At 50.4% G+C, this 3,506-nt stretch carries 4 protein-coding genes; all 4 read left to right on the top strand.

Going from position 1 to position 3,506, the window contains the following annotated elements:
* A partial coding sequence (locus WC259_RS07965) for an AAA family ATPase (RefSeq protein ID WP_372644152.1) occupies positions 1–688 on the top strand: 688 nt, incomplete at its 5' end.
* A 389-nt stretch (positions 689–1,077) separates the two neighbouring features.
* Complete coding sequence (gene radA / locus WC259_RS07970; protein ID WP_012983997.1) at positions 1,078–2,472, top strand: DNA repair protein RadA; 1,395 nt, start codon at positions 1,078–1,080, stop codon at positions 2,470–2,472.
* Complete coding sequence (locus WC259_RS07975; protein ID WP_015406719.1) at positions 2,459–3,142, top strand: 2-C-methyl-D-erythritol 4-phosphate cytidylyltransferase; 684 nt, start codon at positions 2,459–2,461, stop codon at positions 3,140–3,142. The genes radA and WC259_RS07975 overlap by 14 nt, the downstream gene beginning before the upstream one ends.
* Positions 3,143–3,147: 5 nt before the next feature.
* On the top strand, positions 3,148–3,506 hold a 359-nt coding region (ispF, locus tag WC259_RS07980), incomplete at its 3' end, for a 2-C-methyl-D-erythritol 2,4-cyclodiphosphate synthase (protein ID WP_372644155.1).

The raw sequence follows: 3,506 nt of genomic DNA on the forward strand, positions 1-3,506 counted from the left end.
GGGCTATGATGAGGGCGGCCAGCTGACGGAAGCTGTTCGCCGCAAGTCATATTGCCTGATACTGCTGGACGAAATAGAAAAAGCTCATCCTGACGTTTTTAATATTCTCCTTCAGATATTTGATGACGGCCACCTGACAGATGCCAAGGGCAGGCGGGTGGACTTCAGGAATACCATTATCATCATGACCTCAAACATTGGGGCTGAACTTATCCGCAAGGGTAGCGGGACTATCGGATTTGCCACCCAGACAGACGAATCAAAGGCCCAGCAGACCAATTTTGAGCACATGAAAGACAAGCTGCTGGGTGAGCTTAAAAAGAGTTTCCGTCCGGAGTTTTTAAACCGTATTGACAGTGTGGTGGTCTTCCACTCGCTAAATAAAGAGCAGATTCGCAGTATTGTTGACCTGATGCTCAAGAGTGTGGTCAAGCAGATGGCTGAAAAGGGCATCGGGCTTGAGGTGACCGAATCTGCCAAGGACTTGCTGGGCAAGAAGGGTTATGATGAGGTTTATGGTGCCAGGCCTCTGCGCCGCACTATCCAGACCATGATAGAAGACCGCTTGTCTGAAGACTTGCTGAGGGCTAAATTTAAAGCCGGGGATAAAGTAATAGTGGATACTGCCGAAGACGAAATAATTGTCCGGCTGGCCGAACCGGCTGAGCTTAGTCAGGCTACTCCTTAAGGGCGGGTACCGGTAACGGATTAGTTTAAGGGGAGTTTTAAAACTCCCCTTTTTGTTTAGGGTAAAATAAAAATGATTAGCTGGGTAAGCCTGTCCTGCCGGGTAAGTAGCAAACGCTGGTTTGTCCGTTAAGCGAAGAGCTAAAAAACAAACTCCGAAATAGTTTACTCCTTATGGGGTGGGCATAGGGGTTACTGTCAGCCTTAGCCTGACGCATGGTCTTATGCTGCCTGCCAGCCTTTGAAAGCGGTCCGCTCATTACCTTTTGCGGGGGGGTGCTGGCAGTAATGCATTATTACAAAGTGTATATTCGCCGGAATATCTGAGGTAAATTAAGGGGCAGGTACGCCCTTGCTTTAGCGGATTAAATTGTGTAAAGTCTTCTGTATATGGATAAAAGCCGTAATGTTTATATCTGTTCCAACTGCGGACATGAGAGCCTGAAGTGGCTGGGGCGTTGCCCCGGCTGTCAGGAATGGAATACTCTTGAAGAAACAACAATTGCTGCACCTCTCGGGCGTAAAAATGCACCTGCCCGGGTTATCAGCCCGGCAGCCGAACTTTCCAGTCTGAATGCATCAGATACTACCCGCCGGAGTCTATCTATTTCAGAGTTCAACCGGGTTTTGGGCGGTGGAATAGTGCCGGGTTCACTGATGCTTTTAGGTGGTGAACCGGGTATCGGCAAATCCACGCTCCTTCTTCAGGTGGCTGCCTCGGTAGCCCAGAGCGGCGGCAAAGTGGTATATGTTTCCGGGGAAGAGAACCCCGCCCAGATAAAAATGCGCGCTCAGCGTCTGGGTATCAGCGGCGAGGGGCTTTTCCTTATGGCTGAGACAGACCTTAATGCCATTCTAGCCCAGCTTTCAGTCCTCTGCCCGTCATTGGTTGTTATAGACTCCATCCAGACTGTATTCCTGCCTGAGCTTGAGGCCGCACCCGGTGCTATAAATCAGGTGCGTGAATCAGCCCTCCGCCTGATGCAGTGGGCCAAGAGCAGCGGTGCCAGCGTATTTATTACCGCCCATGTTACCAAAGAGGGCAACATCGCCGGGCCGCGCATACTGGAACATATAGTAGATGTGGTCATGTACTTTGAGGGCGAGTCCCAGAGTGCTTACCGTTTGATACGTTCGGTTAAAAACCGTTTCGGTTCTACCAACGAAGTAGGCATATTTGAAATGAAAAGTGAAGGATTGGTGGAAGTAGCCAATCCCTCGCAGATATTTTTATCTAACCGTCAGGCAAACACGGTTGGTTCAGCTGTAACAGCAGTGCTGGAGGGTAGCCGCCCTTTACTGGTAGAGGTGCAGGCACTCACCAATACCACCAGTTTCGGCCAGCCGCGCCGCACGGCCAACGGGGTAGATTTTAACCGTACTATTATGATAGCCGCTGTTCTTTCCAAACGCCTTTCCATGCGGCTGGGTACCCAGGACATAATAGTAAATGCCACCGGCGGTATTCGTCTGGACGAGCCGGCCGCAGATTTGGCTATTGCTTTGGCCATTGCCTCCAGTTACCGTGATATAGGGGTCTGCCCGGAAACCATAGCACTGGGTGAGATTGGCCTTTCAGGGGAACTGAGGACAATCCCTCATTTGGAAAGACGTCTTTCCGAGGCCAGCCGTTTGGGTTTTACGAGGGCTTTGGTACCTGCCGGTGCTAATTGCCAGAATATAAATATACATGGTATCCAGATTATTGCGGTTTCAACTGTCAAAGAGGCTATTAAACTGGCGCTTACCGGGGTAAAAACGGAGACCGAAGATGTTTTTGAATGAAAAAGTAGGGGCAGTTATTGTAGCTGCCGGTCAGAGCCGCCGAATGGAGGGGCAGGACAAGATTTTTTCCCTTCTGGCGGGTAAACCTGTTTTGGCTCACACGCTTTCGGTTTTTCAAGAATCCCCGCAGGTAGATGATATTGCTCTGGTTATGGCAGAACACAATATTGAAAAAGCCAAAGAGCTGGTTAAGGAATATAATTTCAGCAAGGTTATAGCCATTTGCTTCGGCGGGACACTCCGCCAGGACTCTGTCCGCTCAGGGCTGTCAGCCCTGTGTGACTGCGGCTGGATACTCATTCATGACGGGGCGCGCCCCCTGCTTGAGCCTGACTCTATACCCGAAGGGTTGGAAGCGGCTAAACTCTGCGGTTCGGCCATCGCGGCAGTGCCGCTCAAAGATACCATTAAAGAAATATCCCCGGAAGGGCTGGTGGAAAAAACCCTGCCCAGAGAGAGGCTGATATCCGTCCAGACACCTCAGGTGTTTCGGGCAGATATTATCCAAAAAGCCTACCAGCGGGTGGGTATAATCGCCACTGACGATGCCCAACTGGTAGAAAAACTGAAGCTCCCAGTCAGGATATTCTCCGGCGCATGTGCTAATATAAAGATAACCACACCTGAAGACCTTCTTATGGCAGAAATACTGCTGAAGAAAGGACGGTGAGCATAATGCGTATTGGAAACGGTTATGATGTCCATCGTCTGGCACCGGGGCAGAAACTGGTGCTGGGCGGGGTGGAAATCCCCTTTGAATGCGGGCTTATCGGCTGGAGTGATGCAGACGTGCTTACCCATGCCATTATGGATTCGCTTCTGGGAGCGGCGGCATTGGGGGATATAGGACTCTACTTCCCGCCGGGAGACCCAAAGTACAAAGGCATATCTTCACTCAGACTTCTTGAACAGGTGACAGACTTGCTGGCTAAAAAAGGTTTTGGCATAATAAATGTAGATTCAGTTATAGTAGCGGAGGAACCAAAGCTACGCGGCCATATAGATACCATGCGCAAACACCTTGCCAAGGCCAT

Origin of the sequence: Dehalococcoides sp., assembly GCF_041654235.1 — a bacterium.
Taxonomy (GTDB): Bacteria; Chloroflexota; Dehalococcoidia; order Dehalococcoidales; family Dehalococcoidaceae; genus Dehalococcoides; species Dehalococcoides mccartyi_B.